The sequence below is a fragment of the Pseudarthrobacter sp. NIBRBAC000502772 genome, assembly GCF_006517235.1.
In the GTDB taxonomy this organism is placed as follows: domain Bacteria; phylum Actinomycetota; class Actinomycetes; order Actinomycetales; family Micrococcaceae; genus Arthrobacter.
In genome coordinates this window covers 2,992,949-3,007,418 of record NZ_CP041188.1, presented here as the reverse complement: position 1 = coordinate 3,007,418, position 14,470 = coordinate 2,992,949, and the positions used below count along the sequence as shown (strand labels likewise).

The 14,470-nt window shown below is 64.9% G+C and carries 14 protein-coding genes; 1 reads left to right on the top strand and 13 read right to left on the bottom strand.

Features of this window, described 5'->3' with window-relative positions:
• The first annotated feature begins 155 nt into the window (after window positions 1-155).
• Window positions 156-503, top strand: a complete 348-nt coding sequence (locus tag NIBR502772_RS13810; protein ID WP_003802221.1) for an RNA polymerase-binding protein RbpA — start codon at window positions 156-158, stop codon at window positions 501-503.
• A 140-nt stretch (window positions 504-643) separates the two neighbouring features.
• Here the strand turns inward: NIBR502772_RS13810 and NIBR502772_RS13805 are convergent, their stop codons facing one another.
• The 13 genes from NIBR502772_RS13805 to NIBR502772_RS13745 all read right to left on the bottom strand — a co-directional run bounded on the left by NIBR502772_RS13805 (window position 644) and on the right by NIBR502772_RS13745 (window position 14,460).
• Window positions 644-1,387, bottom strand: coding sequence for a polyprenol monophosphomannose synthase (locus tag NIBR502772_RS13805; protein ID WP_104061495.1), 744 nt, complete (start codon window positions 1,385-1,387; stop codon window positions 644-646).
• Between the two features lie 117 nt (window positions 1,388-1,504).
• Window positions 1,505-3,160: an amidohydrolase gene (locus NIBR502772_RS13800; protein WP_141140632.1), complete on the bottom strand. Its 1,656-nt coding sequence runs from the start codon at window positions 3,158-3,160 to the stop codon at window positions 1,505-1,507.
• A gap of 63 nt (window positions 3,161-3,223) precedes the next feature.
• Window positions 3,224-6,133 (bottom strand): RNA helicase, encoded by a 2,910-nt coding sequence (locus NIBR502772_RS13795; RefSeq protein WP_141140631.1) that lies wholly within the window; start codon window positions 6,131-6,133, stop codon window positions 3,224-3,226.
• Between the two features lie 24 nt (window positions 6,134-6,157).
• Window positions 6,158-6,952, bottom strand: coding sequence for a twin-arginine translocase subunit TatC (gene tatC / locus NIBR502772_RS13790; RefSeq protein WP_141140630.1), 795 nt, complete (start codon window positions 6,950-6,952; stop codon window positions 6,158-6,160).
• A 48-nt stretch (window positions 6,953-7,000) separates the two neighbouring features.
• Window positions 7,001-7,276 carry a Sec-independent protein translocase subunit TatA gene (gene tatA, locus NIBR502772_RS13785; protein WP_056340008.1) on the bottom strand — a complete coding sequence of 92 codons (276 nt, stop codon included), beginning with the start codon at window positions 7,274-7,276 and terminating at the stop codon, window positions 7,001-7,003.
• Window positions 7,277-7,308: 32 nt separating this feature from the next.
• Window positions 7,309-7,662, bottom strand: coding sequence for a hypothetical protein (locus NIBR502772_RS13780; protein WP_141140629.1), 354 nt, complete (start codon window positions 7,660-7,662; stop codon window positions 7,309-7,311).
• A 10-nt stretch (window positions 7,663-7,672) separates the two neighbouring features.
• Entirely contained in the window at window positions 7,673-9,658 is a 1,986-nt protein-coding gene (locus tag NIBR502772_RS13775) for a YafY family protein (protein ID WP_141140628.1), read from the bottom strand.
• A gap of 106 nt (window positions 9,659-9,764) precedes the next feature.
• Entirely contained in the window at window positions 9,765-10,160 is a 396-nt protein-coding gene (locus NIBR502772_RS13770; RefSeq protein WP_056340002.1) for an FKBP-type peptidyl-prolyl cis-trans isomerase, read from the bottom strand.
• Window positions 10,161-10,201: 41 nt separating this feature from the next.
• On the bottom strand, window positions 10,202-11,143 hold the full coding sequence (locus tag NIBR502772_RS13765; protein WP_141140627.1) for an FKBP-type peptidyl-prolyl cis-trans isomerase: 942 nt from the start codon (window positions 11,141-11,143) through the stop codon (window positions 10,202-10,204).
• Between the two features lie 110 nt (window positions 11,144-11,253).
• Window positions 11,254-12,618, bottom strand: coding sequence for a Pup--protein ligase (pafA, locus tag NIBR502772_RS13760; RefSeq protein WP_141140626.1), 1,365 nt, complete (start codon window positions 12,616-12,618; stop codon window positions 11,254-11,256).
• A gap of 1 nt (window position 12,619) precedes the next feature.
• Window positions 12,620-13,351, bottom strand: coding sequence for a proteasome subunit alpha (prcA, locus tag NIBR502772_RS13755; protein WP_141140625.1), 732 nt, complete (start codon window positions 13,349-13,351; stop codon window positions 12,620-12,622).
• A gap of 1 nt (window position 13,352) precedes the next feature.
• On the bottom strand, window positions 13,353-14,174 hold the full coding sequence (prcB, locus tag NIBR502772_RS13750) for a proteasome subunit beta (RefSeq protein ID WP_104061486.1): 822 nt from the start codon (window positions 14,172-14,174) through the stop codon (window positions 13,353-13,355).
• A gap of 82 nt (window positions 14,175-14,256) precedes the next feature.
• A complete protein-coding gene (locus tag NIBR502772_RS13745; RefSeq protein ID WP_056339984.1) occupies window positions 14,257-14,460 on the bottom strand; it encodes a ubiquitin-like protein Pup in 204 nt (67 codons plus the stop codon).
• Window positions 14,461-14,470 lie beyond the last annotated feature (10 nt).

The following is a 14,470-nucleotide window of genomic DNA, read 5'->3' as shown; positions in this document are numbered from 1 at the left end:
GTATTTGTCCGGTCGGACCAGATCCGCTGGAACAAGAAAGCTTCGCAATGCGTTGAATCTTATGATGCAGCACAGTGCACACAGTAGTCCGGGGCGGTTATGCCGTTCCGGCTTGCGTGGAGTCCTGCTCCGCGAACCGACCAGAGGGAGAAAACATGAGCGATCGCAGCCTGCGGGGTATGCGCCTTGGCGCGCAGAGCATGGAGACCGAGTCCGGCGTTGAGCCGGCCCCGCGCCAGCGCGTCGAATACCGGTGCGAGGACGGCGAGCAGGTCTTCGTAACGTTCTCTTCAGAGGCTGAAATTCCTCCTGTGTGGGTTTCCAAGACCGGCAAGGAAGCGCTCCTCGTTGATGGCGAACGTCCGGACACCAGCAACGAAAAGGCTGTCCGTACGCACTGGGACATGCTCCTGGAGCGCCGTTCCCTTCCGGAGCTGGAGCAGATCCTCGAGGACCGGCTGACCATCCTGCGCGAACGCCGTGGCGAACGGCGCAGCGCCTGACCCCAGCGGCGGTCACGGCCTCCCACCGAGGTCATAGCGTCACCGATTGACGCGATCTGAACGTTTAAGAAAGGGCCGGGCCAGCAACGTGATCACGTTGCCGGCCCGGCCCTTATCTTTTGTCCTAACGGCGTTGCAGGTCAGCCCTGTGCCGGATCCTTCTTGCCTGTGAGCTTGTTCCAGCGTGCCTGCAGGCCCCACCTGGTGACGTTGACCATGGCCTCAACAACAATGTTGCCGCTCATCTTTGACGCTCCGAGCTCGCGCTCCACGAACGTAATGGGGCGTTCCTCGATCCTGAGGCCCAGCTTGGCTACACGCCACGCCAAGTCAACCTGGAAGCCGTACCCCACTGAATCGACAAGGTCGAGGTTCAGTTTTTCCAGCGTGGTCCGCCGGAAGGCGCGGTAGCCGCCGGTGACGTCCTTGATCTTCAGGCCCAGCATCAGCCGGGCGTACGTGCTGCCAGTGCGTGAAATCGCCTGCCGGTACAGCGGCCAGTTGACCACGCTGCCACCGGGAACCCAGCGGGATCCCATGGCAAGGTCCGCGCCCTGTTCAACAGCTTCCAGCAGCTGGGGAAGCTGTTCGGGCTGGTGTGAGCCGTCCGCATCCATTTCCACCAGGACGTCGTAGCCTGCCTCGAGTCCCCATTTGAACCCGGCAATGTAGGCGGCTCCCAGGCCAGCCTTGCCTTTGCGGTGCAGGACGTGAACCTGTGCATCCTCGGCGGCAAAGCCGTCCGCAAGCTGACCGGTGCCGTCCGGGCTGTTGTCGTCCACCACCAGTACGTCCGAGGCCGGTACGGCTGCGCGGAGGCGTTGAAGAGTCTTGGGCAGCGATTCCAGCTCGTTATAAGTAGGAATGATGGTGAGGACGCGCACAAAGGGCCTTCCTGGACGGGAGCGGTCGGAGCGGCTGAACCGTAGCGGAGTAGCTGGCGGTCAGGCGCAACTACCTATTATAGGGCGCTTTATGGGGGCGTTGGCCGGTGTGTCCGGTCAGGATCGCAGTGCCGGACTCGAATGCAGCTCCACGCCGTCCTTCACGGTCTGCAGGCACACCGGGTCCACGCCGGTATCAAGTGCCGGGAGAAGGGGCGTGCGGGCACGCGGATCCGTGCTCCAGGACTGGACGCGGCCGTCCGCCACCTGGACCATGAGCTCCTCAACATCCCAAACAGCGAAACTGGCGGGTGCGCCGGGAACCAGTTGCCCGGCCATCGGGTTGTGGTACTTTGCTGCCCGCCACCCCGCGCGGGTGTGGCCGAGGAACGCTGCGCGGGCCGAGATCCGTTCAGCGTGGTTGTGGTGTTCCAGGCAGGCACGCACGCTGGACCACGGGCGCAAGGGTGTCACCGGGCTGTCGCTGCCGAAGCAGATGGGAACACCGGCAGCATAGAACGAGGCAAACGGGTTCATGGAGCGGCTCCGGCTCCCAAGGCGCTGCTCATACATGCCGCCTTCGTCCCCCCAGTCAGCGTCGAAGCGTGGCTGGGCGCTGACGGTGACGGAGTAGCGGGCCAGCCGTTGCACTGATTTGGGGTCTGCGACTTCCACATGTTCGAAGCGGTGGCCGGCGGCACGGATCCGTTGCTCGCCCACTTCGGCGGCCGCGAGTTCCAGTGCCTCCAGCGCGGCATCAAGTCCCGCGTCGCCGATGACGTGGAAGCCGCCCTGGATGCCTAGCAGCGAGCAGGCCGCCAGGTGGGCGCCGGCCTGCTCTGCCGAGAGGTAGAGGCTGCCCCGCTCCCCCGCCGCGTCGCTGTAGCCGGCCCTCAGTGCCGCTGTCCTGGAGCCGAGGGAACCGTCAATGTTCAGGTCGCCTGCCAGGCCGCGCACGGATACGCCCAGTTCGCCCAGCAGCGCCCGGGCCTGCTCCTCGGAGGTGGCCAGTTCGCCCCAGTACGGCAGGATTTCCGGCATGGCCTCTCCGGCCGCCGTGTTCCACGCGGCGGCAAGGCGAAGGTCGGAAACTCCGCCGATATGCGGCGCGGCCATCTCCGCCAGTGCCACATAACCGTTCTCGGCCGCTTCGATCAGGGCGCGCCGCTGGTAGGCCAGGAGGCTGGCCTCCGGGAGCCGCCGTGCTTCCTGGCGGGCCGCTGTATGGGCGGCCCGCTTCACTTGTGCACCCGCGCTGTAGCCGTCCAGCCCGCCAAGCCCGGCGGCGGCAGCCAAGGAGGAAGAGACCAACGCCGAATGCGCATCCACCCTGGCGAGGAACACAGGCCTGCCACCGGCCGCCTGCTCAAGCTCCTCGGGCGCCGGCAGGGACGGGTCCTCCCACGTGGATTCATCCCAGCCATGACCCAGCAGGGGGCCGTCGCCTTTGGCTGCGGCCACGGCATCGAGTAATTGCCGGGCGGAACGGATCCCGCCCAGCTGGAGGGACCCCAGTGCGATGCCGGTTTCCGTGAGGTGGACGTGGGAGTCAACAAACCCCGGCGCTACGAGGGCTCCATGGAGGTCGATGATCTCCATGGAGCTGTCGGCGATGGAGGATGCCGCCTGCTCGGAGCCGACCCAGGCAACCGTGTCGCCGTCAACGATCATGGCGGTGGCAAAGGGGTCTGCTGCTGTGTAGACCGAACCGTTGCGGTACAGGACCACTTTCCGCTCGTGCGGCGCGGGCGTGGTGGAACGTTCAGTGGTCATGCGGGCGAAGCTCCTGGGGCTAGGGGGAAGAAGGCAGGCTGCCGGTGCATCAAAGCCGGGACATCAAAGTACGGAAGAGTAGGCCACGACGCCGCGGCGGATGAGTGATATTGCTTCTGCGCAAAGCCTGGAGACGCGCGGATCCAGGCCGGGAATCTTGGCGAGCTGGTCCAGGAGGTCGATGACCTGTTTGACCCAACGGACGAAGTCGCCCGCCGCCAGGTCCGTGCCGTTGAGCACTTCCTGGAGGTGGCGTCCCTTGGCCCATTTGTACATCGGCCAGACAAGACCGAGTTCCGGTTCGGCAGTCAGCGGAAGTTTGTTCGCCTCTTCCACGTCCTCCAGGGCCGACCATTCCCGGACCACCACATCCACGGACGATTCAAGCGACACGCTGGGCATCCGGGGGCGGAGGCCCCTGTCCTCGCGTTTGGCCTGGTAGACCAAGACGCTGGCCAGGGCTGCTACTTCGACGGCATCCAGGTCGTTGAGCGCGCCCAGCCGCAGTGCTTGCGAAATCAGCAGGTCCTTCTCCCCGTAGATCCGGCGGAGTCGCTGGCCGTCCGGGCTGATGGCCAGGCGCCCGTCAGCTCCCGCTTCCAGGTAGCCGTAGGCGGAAAGGACATCGCAGACGCGATCGAAGGTCTTGGCAATGGTGTTGGTCCGGCCCTGGATCTGCCGGACCAGGGCATCCGTCTCCCGGCGCAGCTTCCACCAGCGCTCAGACCAGCGCGCGTGGTCTTCACGCTCGCTGCAGCCGTGGCAGGGGTGGGCCCGGAGCGCCCGGCGAAGCTCCGTGATGCGTTTCTCCTGATGGGGCAAAACGGACCCCATGCCAAAATCGGTGCTGCGCCCGGGGGCAGGCGGGCGGTTCTCGCGCAGTGCATTCCTGGCCGACGATGCGAGGTCACGCCGGGATTTCGGGACCTTTGCGTTGAACGACTTCGGAATGCGGATCCGTGTCAGGGGCGCGATGGGGCCCTCAAGGTCCTCGGTGCCGATTCGCCTGAGCTGGTTGTCGAGCGTCAGGATGGCAGGCCGCGGCTCCCTGCCGCTGTGGTCCGAGCTGAGCACAATCGCCGGTCCGGGCGCCCGCCCGCCCGGGACGTCCACCACGTCGCCGGGCATCAGCCGTGCCAGGGAGTCTTCATTCAGCGACTTATGAGCCCGGGACTTGCTGCGGGAGGTGACATTCTCGGCGTCGGAGAGCTCACGGCGCAACCGCGCATACTCGGTGAAGTCTCCGAGGTGGCAGGTCATGGATTTTGCGTATCCCGCGAGGGACTCTTCGCGGCTGCGCACCTGCCTGGCAAGTCCGACAACGGACCGGTCAGCCTGGAACTGCGCGAAGGAGGATTCAAGGATTTCCCGCGCACGGGCGCGGCCAAACTGCGCCAACAGGTTGATGCTCATGTTGTACGTCGGCCGGAAGCTTGAGTTCAACGGATACGTACGCCGCGAGGCGAGGCCGGCAACAGCCGCAGGGTCCGTGCCCGGCTGCCACAGGACAACGGCATGGCCTTCGATGTCGATGCCGCGGCGGCCCGCGCGGCCGGTCAGCTGCGTGTACTCCCCCGCGGTGATGTCCACGTGGGCCTCGCCATTGAACTTGTCGAGCTTCTCCAGGACCACGGAGCGGGCCGGCATGTTGACGCCCAGGGCCAGCGTTTCGGTGGCGAACACAGCCTTGACCAGGCCCTCGACGAATAGCTTCTCCACTACCTCCTTGAAGGTGGGTAGCATGCCGGCATGGTGGGCCGCGAAACCACGCAGCAGGCCATCCCGCCACGTCCAGAAGCCGAGAACGTCCAGATCCTCTGACGGGATGTCCTGCCCGGCCTCGTCAACGCGCTGCGCAATGATCTGCTGCTCCTTCTCCGTGGTCAGCCAGAGTCCGGACGAGACACATTGGGCAACGGCGGCATCGCAGCCTGCCCGCGAGAAGATAAACGTGATGGCGGGCAGCAGGTCCTGCCGGTCCAGGCTGGCAATCACTTGGGGCCGGCTGGCCTTCCGGACGGCGCCGGGCTCGGCTCCCTGCCGGGGGCGGTCCTCTGTCCGTTGCCGGTGCTGCCGGCGCTGGCTCCGTCCGCCGTGGCCAAAGCGTCCGGCGAAACTTTGTTGGCCTTCGCTGCGGGCCATTTTGAGCAGGTCCGGATTGACCTCGAACCCCGGCCCGTCCGCGTCTTTGGTGGCCGCGGTGAGCCGCTCCTGGACCGGTAGTGGAGCTCCGGTCTCCGCATCCGCGGGCGGCGCGATTTCGTCGAATGTGGTTTCTCCGGCGAACAGGTCCACGATGTCCCGGCCCACCATAACGTGCTGCCACAGGGGAACCGGGCGGTGCTCGGAGACAATGATGTCGGTGTCGCCGCGCACGGTATCCAGCCAGGCACCGAATTCTTCTGCGTTGGAAACCGTGGCGCTGAGGGAGGCTACCTGGACTTCGCTGGGGAGATGGATGATGACTTCCTCCCAGACGGCACCACGGAAGCGGTCCGCGAGGTAGTGGACTTCGTCCATGACCACAAAGCCGAGGTCATCCAGCGTGTCCGAGTCCGCGTAGAGCATGTTCCGGAGGACTTCCGTGGTCATGACCACCACGGGGGCGTCGCCATTGATGCTCGTGTCGCCGGTAAGTAGACCGACGTTTGCCGCCCCGTACTTTTCCGAGAGTTCCGTGAATTTTTGGTTGCTCAGGGCCTTGATCGGGGTGGTGTAGAAGGCCTTGAGATTTCGTTCCAAAGCGAGATAGATGGCAAATTCGCCCACGATGGTTTTACCGGCGCCAGTGGGGGCAGCCACCAGCACTCCCTTGCCCTCCTGGAGGGACCGGCAGGCGAGGCGCTGGAATTCGTCAAGTTCAAAATCAAGGGTGCGGACAAACCCGCCGAGGTAGGTGCCCGCTTCGGCCGTGCGTTCCGCGCTGGCCCGGTAGCTTTCAGAGGGCGAGAGTGGCCCGGAAATAGAGGACATGCCTCAAGCCTAGTGCGCCGCGCGCTACAGGTTCTTCAGTTCGTTGCCGGGCGTCGCGATGTCGGCTGTCGCGTCCGTCTCAGCAGCCTGTTTCGCCACGCGTTTGTCACGGCGCTTGTCGTTGAAGATACACAGCCCGATCGCCGCGAAGAACAGAATCAGCAGCGGCGCAGCAAGCAGGAACATGGACAGCGCGTCCGTGCCTGGTGCGGCCAGTGCCGCCAGGACAAAGACCAGGAAGACGATAATCCGCCAGGCTTTGAGGATGGTCCGGCCCCTGACCACACCGGCCATGTTGATGCCGACCAGGATCACGGGGACCAGGAAAGAAATCCCGAGGATAAGCAACATCTGCGTGGCAAACGTCAGGTAGTCGGTGGCCGAGATGTTGTTGGCGCCGGTGGCGGGTGTGAACTGTAGCAGCGCCCTGACCACGGTGGGGAACACGAGCCAGGCTACAAACACGCCGGCCAGGAACAGGGGCACAGCGGCCGCCATGAAGCCGAGCGTGTAGCCGCGTTCCTTCTTGGTCAGGCCCGGGGTGATAAAAGCCCACACCTGATAGATCCAGACAGGGCTGGAGATAACCAGCCCTATCTGGATGGCAATCTGGATCTTGAAGGCAAAGGGATCTGCGATGGTCGCAAAGTTCAGGACCGCGGTGCGCCCCGTATCCCGGGCAATGGAAATCAGCGGGTCCGACAGGCTGGCCACGACTGGATCGTAAAGGAACCAGCCGCCCACGCCGGCAACCAGCACAGCAATCGCCGATTTGATCAGCCGGTTCTTGAGCTCTTTGAGGTGGTCCCAAAGAGCCATCCGCCCCTCAGGGTTGGACTTACGGCCCCGCGTCAGTGCCACTTCGGGTTAGGCGCGGGTCGACGGCGGAACGTCAGTGCCGTCGGTCGGCTCACCGGGCTTCGCCGGCGGGTGGTTAACGATCTTGCCTTCCACCGGGCCGGAAGCCGTGTCGGTGGAGTCGGTTTTGCCGTCGTTCTTCATTTCCTTGACCTCGGACTTGATGATCCGCATGGACTGGCCAAGGCTGCGGGCCATGGCAGGGAGTTTGGGCGCGGCGAAAAGCAGCAGCGCAACGACGATGATAATGACAATTGGCCACGGGCCATCAAAGAGTCTTCCCACGGGAAATCCTTTCCTCTAACAACATCCTACGTCTAACTGAGATTGAGATCGCGAAGTGACTGGGGCTGGCCCCGATCGTGCTTACGCTGGACGCGCCTCTGGCGGCGGCCCTCCCGGCGGGATGACTTGGATGCGTCGTAATCATGACGCATCTGGGCCGGTGAGGCAAAAACAGCCGCACCGGGCGGAGCTGACCCTGCCGGCTGGGAGCCGTCATCGACGGTGGCCGCTGCCGGCGCCAGGTGTGCCACTTTAGCTCCGGCGGCGCCCAGGTCCTTCATTACCGCCAGGAACTGGCGGTACAGCCGGATGCCCAGGAGGACATAAAAGAGCAGGGAGAGCGCAATAAGCGCAATCCAGATCAGGATCCAGGACCACCAAGGCATGCTGACGAGTCTAACCGCCGTACCCGGCCAGGGCCGCCTCGATCCAGTCCAGCGCTGCCGCCCCCAGCTCGGAAGGTTCGAGGATCCGGGCGGCCCCGCCGTGCTGGGCCACGAACATGGGAAGCCAGGCAGTGCTGCCGAACCGGATCTCGGCTACGAGGCCGCCGTCGGCAAGGGGTGCCACACGTTCGGCGTAATAATCGTCCGCCAAGCCGGCGCCCTGCCTGGTGAGCTGTACGAGGACCGTGGTGTCGTCGTCGTTGGGCGTGAACAGCTTGGCCGGGAAGCTTTCCCCGGCCCGGACCTCCGTGGAGGCGGGATTTCCGTTCGGGTGGACCTCCTGCACCCGGTCCAGCCTGAAGTTCCGCAGCCCCTGGGCGGAATGGCAGTAGGCCTCGAAGTACCAGGTGTTGTCCAGGGAATACAGGCGGAGCGGATCCACGTCCCGTACGGAGACCTGGTCGCGCTGGGCGGAGAAGTACACGAGCCGTAGCTGCGACCGCTCCTGGATTGCACCACGGACAACGTCAAGGACGGCCGCATCCGACGGGCCCACCTCCGGACCGGCAAGCGAACCGGCCCGCAGCCCTTCTTCGCCGGCCGCTGCCATCAGTTTGAGGGTCACCGACTCCAGGGCACCTCCTTCGGCAAGTTCGGGAAGCCCGTTGAGCGTCTCGAGCCCGGTCAGCAGCGCGCAGGCCTCGTCCACCGTAAACCGGACCGGCCTCTTGAGATCCAGGTCCTGGGTGATGTAAACGTGGCCTTCCTCCCAATGGATGTCCAGGAGGTCGTCAGGGTATCCCCCGGGAAGGCCGGAGCAGATGAGGATCCGCAGGTCGCTTTCCAGCTCCGCGGGCGTGACACCGAAGCGGGCTGCGACGTCCTGGATATGCAGGCCCTGGTTGTGGACCAGGAACGGCACCAGCTGCAGCATGCGCTTGAGCTGGTCCTCAGACGTGCGTTTCCGGACGGTGCGGCCCCGCGGTGCGTCCGCAAACAGATAGGCAGGGCTGGGAGCGGCGCAGAAGGTGGCAGCGTTGCGCAGCCGGTGCCGCACGGCTGCCACCAGCTCGTCGGGAGCATGTGCCACAGCGTCCGGGCCATAGGATGCGAGCTCCTCGGCCAGCACCTCAGCGTCCCTGAAGTTGACCTGCAGCCGTTCGTAGCCGGCGTCGGGCGTTCCGGCACTCCCCTCGGCAACCGGCGTGGCGCGCCGGCGCAGGCCAAGGAGGCGGCCCTCCCGGACGTCCACGACGGCGGTCCGGAGCGGGAGCTCCGGAAGCCGGTCCAGTTCTGCGCGGACATTGAAGTTCGGCGGCGCCGGGTAGGTTTCCTTCTCCAGCACCGTGACGGGGCCCGTGAACCGGGAGAGCCGGAAGTGGCGCGGTGCCTTGCGCGAGCGGTCGTAGCCGGTCAGATACCACTGGCCGAAGCGGCTGCCGAGGCCCCACGGCTCCACCGTCCGTTGCTCTTCCTTGCCGGTGGTGCCTGCCAGGTAGGGAAAGCTGACGGGGTGCTGGGCGTGCATGGCAGCCACCACATCATCAAAGGCCTGGCCCGCCGGCCGGATCCGCGGCTGAACACCAACCGGAAGTTCGACGTCGGACACGGTGCCGGAGGCCTGGAGCTTGCGGAGGGCGCTGGCAGCGGCGGTTCCCAGGGCGGCACGCTCCCACAACTGGGACGCCAGGAGGAGGACGGTCCACTCCCCCGGGCTGAGCTGGACATCAGGCAGGCGGTTCGATTCCTTGCCGATGCGGTAGCGGGTGGTGGCCGGATCATCTTCGCTCCAGCCGAGGTCCGTGACGGTTTCCACATCGAAGCCGAACTGCCGGAGGTCATTCTTGTCCCGCTCAAACATCCTGCCGAAGGCCACGTCGTTGCCGGACGTGTCATGGTAGACCTTCGCCCGCAACTCTGCCCGGCGCAGGCCGTATTTGGTGTTCAGCAGGGCTATCAGGAGGTTCAGCAGGCGTTCAGTACGGGAGACGGACACGCTGGCTACGTTACTAAACTCCTCCGCGGAAAGCAGAAAGCGCGGCAACCAACAGGAAAACAAAACCCTGATTGTTACCGCGCCTTCCGGCGTTACGATGCTTCGGTCAGCGGACGCCCACGAGGTCCACCACGAAGATCAGCGCTTCGTTGGGGCCAATGGCTCCGCCGGCCCCGCGGGAGCCGTACGCCAGTTCGGAAGGAATCTCCAGGCGACGGCGGCCGCCCACCTTCATCCCCAGCAAGCCCTGGTCCCAGCCCTGGATGACCTGGCCCACGCCCACACGGAAGTCCAGCGGGGCGCCGCGGCCCCAGGAAGCGTCGAACTCTTCGCCGGTGGACCAGGCCACACCGACGTAGTGGGTGGAGACGGTGTCGCCCTTTTTGGCCTCGGCACCGTCACCCTCGATGAGGTCGGTGATAACCAGTTCGGTGGGGACATCGCCTTGCGGGAAGTCAATTTCAGGCTTCTGGCGGTCGAAATCGCGCTGACCAAATGACATGGTTGCTCCTTTGATTATTTGGGTGGGTGATGTGTTGCTGTTTACTTGACGCCGAGGATGTCCACAACGAAGACAAGGTCACCCTTGGCTTCGCCCTGGCCGGCATCACCGTACGCGAGGTCCTTGGGGACCACCAGGAGGACCCGGGAGCCCACCGTCTTTCCCGCCAGTCCCTGGGTCCAGCCCGGAATGACGCCGGTCAACGGGAAGCTGGCCGGCTCGCCGCGGTCAAAGCTTGAATCAAATTTAGTGCCGCCCACGAGGTTTACGCCAACATAGTTGACGGTCAACGTGTCGGTTTCCTTAACCTCCGCGCCGGTGCCCTTGATCAGGTCCTGGGACACGAGTGCTGTGGGCGCGGCGATTCCGTCAACGGAGATCTCCGGCACGCCCTGGTCGTTGTCCTTCACGGTCGGCAGGCCGGCCGGCGGGGTGACAGTCTCGCCTTCGGGCTTTGCGAGCGGAGCGACGGTCTGCGGTGCGTCCTTGGTGGAGAGCACCTTGATCAGGAGAAGCTGCGTTGGCTGGGCGGGGGCGCCTTCAGCGGTTGCGGCCTGGCCCGGGATGGCCAGGGCAAGGCTCGAGCCGACTTTGGAGCCAACAAACGCGCTGTAGATAACCGGGCTTCCGGTCTTCAGTTCCTCGTTCAGCTGCAGTGGTTCGGGCTCGCCGGGGAAGGTGTCCTCCAGCGTGGATCCGTCCGCACCACTGAGCGCGAGGATGGAGATGTTTGCGATCTGGTTATCTTTGACCCGGTCACCGTCACCTTCGGCGACCACCTTGATGGTGGGTTCGGTGACTTCGAGGGGCTTGGAGAACTCGACACCGGGAGCCTTCTTGTCCCCGTGGTCCGTCAGTTTCAGGGAGTCGAACTTGGCAGTGTCACCGGCAGACTGGCTGGTGGGTTCCGGTGCTGCGGGCGAACCGCCACAAGCGGTAAGCAGCAGCAGGCCGGGGATCAGGATTGCTAGGAGTCGGCGCACGTAAGAGAACTTTCGTCGGGGCAGGGTGGACGCGGAACCGGAATCAGGCGCCCGGCACCGCTGCAAGGCCAAGGAACGGCCCCATCAAGGATAGCCCGTGAACCTGAACGTCAGCCCATAGAGCCCAGCAGGGCATCCACCCTCTCATCGACGCTTCGGAAGGGATCCTTGCACAGGATGGTCTGGTGCGCGCGGTCGTTCAGCTTCAGGTGCACCCAATCAACCGTGTAATCCCTGCCCAGTTCCTGGGCGCGTCGGACGAAATCGCCCCTCAGCTTGGCCCGCGTGGATTGCGGCGGCACGTCCACGGCGTCTTTGATCACGGTATCGTCCACAACCCGCCGAACCGCACCCCGGGACTGCAGGATGTAGTACAGCCCGCGGCTCCGCGAAATGTCATGGTACGTAAGATCCAGCTGGGCAATCCTGGGCGCGTCCAGGCCCAGGCCGTGCCGCCGCCGGTAGTTGTCCATCAGTTTTTTCTTGATGGCCCAGTCGATTTCCGTGTCGATGGTGCTGGTGTCACCGCTCTCGATGGCGTTCAGGGTCCGTTGCCAAAGATCAAGGATGAACGGTACGTGGGGATTGTGGGCCCCTTGCTCCTGAACAAAGGCCGTGACCTTGGTGAGGTACTCCTGCTGGATCTCCAGGGCCGTGAGCTGGCGGCCGTTGGCCAGACGGACCAGCGCCCTTCCACTGAGGTCGTGGGAAATCTCGCGGATGCTGCGGATGGGGTTTTCCATCCTCATGTCGCGCATGATCACTCCCGCCTCAATCATGCGCAGGATGAGGTCCACGGTGCCGACCTTGAGCAGGGCCGTGGTTTCGGACATGTTGGAGTCGCCCACAATGACATGGAGCCGGCGGAAGAATTCGGCGTCGGCGTGCGGTTCATCGCGGGTGTTGATGATGGGCCGTGACCGCGTGGTTGCCGACGAGACGCCCTCCCAGATGTGGTCTGCCCGCTGGGAAAACGCGTACGTGGCCCCGTGCGGAGTCTTCAGGATTTTCCCTGCGCCGGCGATCAGCTGGCGGGTCACCAGGAACGGGATCAGGATCTCCGCGAGCCGGGAGAATTCGCCGCGGCGCGGGATGAGGTAGTTTTCATGGCTGCCGTAGGAGTTACCGGCCGAATCCGTGTTGTTCTTGAACAGGTAGACCGTGCCGTTGAATCCTTCCGCGGCCAGCCTTGCCTGTGCCTCGTCAACGAGGTCGTCCAGAATCAGCTCACCCGCGCGGTCGTGCGCGATGAGCTGGGCCAGGTCGTCACATTCGGCCGTGGCGTACTCAGGGTGTGAGCCGACGTCGAGGTACAACCGGGAGCCGTTGGTCAGGAACACGTTGGATGACCGACCCCAGCTGACCACCTTGCGGAACAGGTACCGGGCCACTTCTTCCGGGGCCAACGGCCTGGAATCGGGGCTCGAATACGAGATTCCGAACTCAGTCTCGATACCGAAGATTCTCTTGTCCATCTCAGTCCTCCTCAGCAAGCAGCGCCGTGATATCAGAATCGTTGAGCCGCCGGAAGGCTCTGCGGAAACCCCGGGAGGTCTCCGACTGCCTATCCAGCACGGCAACCTCCACGGCCTTGGCGGGAAGGGTTCCTCCCGCTTCGCCCTGTTCAGCGGCCGGGTCTGGGCCGCTGGACAGGCCGCGGGTAGCCAGGCGGACAGCACCTGCGAAACGCAGCGACGGTCGCCAGCCCTCGGCGATGACCGCCGAGACACGCTCCGCCTGGCCGCCCATCACGATGAATCCGTGCTCGTCGGCGATGGACCCGTCGAAGGTGAGCCGGTAGAGGTGGTCCAGTTCCGGCGTGGGGCCAACCTCGGCGACGGCCAGTTCCACTTCGAAGGGTTTCTGTTCTGCGGTGAAGACGGCACCGAGGCTCTGCGCGTAGACACTCGCGAGCCCGCGTGCGGTGACGTCCTCGCGGTCGTAGGAGTAACCACGGACATCGGCGTACCGCACTCCGGCCTGGCGCAGGCTTTCGAATTCGTTGTATTTGCCGACGGCAGCAAACGCGATTTTGTCGTAGATCTCGCCGATCTTATGCAGTGAGGGTGAGGGGTTCTCAGCGACCAAGGCAATACCGTCCTGGCAGCTGATGACCACCACGGACCTGCCGCGGGCGATGCCTTTCCGTGCGAAGTCCGCACGGTCCTTCATCAGTTGTTCAGGCGAGACATAGAACTGCTGCGTCATCTTAGGCCTCCCGCCGTTCGGCGGACCTGGCTTCGATAATCCTGCCCGCCACAGCGGCGAGCTCGGATTCGGGGATCCGCCGCGCGCCATCCCTGTTCACGGTGTACACCACCGGCCACAATTGACGGACCGGATCCGGACCACCTGTGGCGGAGTCGTCGTCGGCCGCGTCGTAAAGGGACTCGACCGCCACGGAGACTGCCTCGGCTTCGGCCAGGTTGGGCCGCCAGAGCTTCTTCAGCGCGCCGCGGGCAAAAACGGAACCGGAGCCGACCGTGTGGTGCTCGCGTTCCTCGTACCTGCCGCCGGTGACGTCGTAGGAGAAGAGCCGGCCCACGCCGGCAGTTGTGTCGAAGCCGGCGAACAGCGGCACGACGGCGAGTCCCTGCAGGGCCATCGGCAGGTTCCCGCGGATCATGGCCCCCAACCGGTTGGCTTTGCCGTCGAGGCTCAGCAGGGTGCCCTCGATCTTTTCGTAGTGCTCCAGCTCCACCTGGAAGAGCCGCGTCAGGTCAATCGCGATGCCGGCCGTGCCGGCGATCCCCAGCACCGAATACCTGTCGGCCGGGAACACCTTTTCGATGTGCCGGCTGGCAATGACGTTGCCCATGGTGGCCCGCCGGTCCCCGGCCATCAGGACACCGCCGCCATAGCTCATCGCCACGATCGTGGTGGCATGGGGTACCTGCAGCGGAGCTGTCGCCGCCGCTGCAGCAGGCATGGCACGGTTGTACGGAAGCAGGTCCGGCCGGTCGCGCTGCAGATGCTCGGTGAATGAGGATGTCGCGTTGCCGGCTACCTGGTTGGCGGTTGTTTCCTGCACTGATGCACTCCTTGTACGTGGTCCTTCAACGGCGGTACAGATTCCGGCCGGACGCGGCTTCCGCCACCCATCCGGATCCGGGTTACTGGCCGCCCTTTTGGACGAAGGCGCGGACGAACTCCTCGGCGTTGGATTCCAGGACGCCGTCGATTTCATCCAGGAGGTCGTCGACGCCCTGGGTGGCGGCCGATGCCTGGGCTTCCGGGGCTGCCGGAGGCGCCTCCGGGATCTCGTCCTCGACCTGGCTGTCGTGTGATTGTGGCTTCTGCTGCTCCTGGCCTGCCATGGTGATCTCT

Bases quoted from the DNA above. Each gene is read 5' to 3' on its own strand.
- NIBR502772_RS13810 (WP_003802221.1), top strand. From the start codon at position 156: ATGAGCGATCGCAGCCTGCGGGGTATGCGCCTTGGCGCGCAGAGCATG.
- NIBR502772_RS13800 (WP_141140632.1), bottom strand. From the start codon at position 3,160: ATGACCACTGAACGTTCCACCACGCCCGCGCCGCACGAGCGGAAAGTG.
- NIBR502772_RS13795 (WP_141140631.1), bottom strand. From the start codon at position 6,133: ATGTCCTCTATTTCCGGGCCACTCTCGCCCTCTGAAAGCTACCGGGCC.
- tatC (WP_141140630.1), bottom strand. From the start codon at position 6,952: ATGGCTCTTTGGGACCACCTCAAAGAGCTCAAGAACCGGCTGATCAAA.
- NIBR502772_RS13780 (WP_141140629.1), bottom strand. From the start codon at position 7,662: ATGCCTTGGTGGTCCTGGATCCTGATCTGGATTGCGCTTATTGCGCTC.
- NIBR502772_RS13770 (WP_056340002.1), bottom strand. From the start codon at position 10,160: ATGTCATTTGGTCAGCGCGATTTCGACCGCCAGAAGCCTGAAATTGAC.
- pafA (WP_141140626.1), bottom strand. From the start codon at position 12,618: ATGGACAAGAGAATCTTCGGTATCGAGACTGAGTTCGGAATCTCGTAT.
- prcA (WP_141140625.1), bottom strand. From the start codon at position 13,351: ATGACGCAGCAGTTCTATGTCTCGCCTGAACAACTGATGAAGGACCGT.
- NIBR502772_RS13745 (WP_056339984.1), bottom strand. From the start codon at position 14,460: ATGGCAGGCCAGGAGCAGCAGAAGCCACAATCACACGACAGCCAGGTC.